General features: G+C 45.7%; 1 protein-coding gene. It reads right to left on the minus strand.

Annotation, left to right across the window (positions count from 1 at the left end; genetic code table 11):
- Positions 1 to 43: 43 nt before the first annotated feature.
- Positions 44 to 381 (minus strand): glycerate kinase (locus AB4486_RS24050; protein WP_372119128.1); only part of this gene is annotated, 338 nt, incomplete at its 5' end.

Raw genomic sequence — 381 nt, forward strand, 5'->3', positions numbered from 1 at the left:
CCTATTGAACCTCACTGCGAATAAGCCTATGTATAACTTCGGTTTATTTAAAAATGGCATGGCCTAACCTCAGAGTTGAGGCAATGTTCCTCGCCGTTCTGGTTAGGTTCAATTCAGCTTCTCGCAGTACTTGCTCGAGTGACTGAGGAGAGCGCACTGTACCAAACAAGCTGTTCATTTCACCATATAAGGCTTCGACTTCTGTACCTAAAGAACCTGCAATCCCTATGGTCGGAATGCCTTGTAAGCTCGCACGTTTGGCAATGCCATAAGGCGTCTTTCCTTGCAGAGTTTGATTGTCCATTTGCCCTTCACCGGTAATCACAAGATCTGCGCCTTTCAATACTTCATCGGCTTGCAAAACATCAAGCACCATCTCAA

This window comes from Vibrio sp. 10N.222.55.C6, from assembly GCF_041473395.1.
Taxonomy (GTDB): domain Bacteria; phylum Pseudomonadota; class Gammaproteobacteria; order Enterobacterales; family Vibrionaceae; genus Vibrio; species Vibrio crassostreae_C.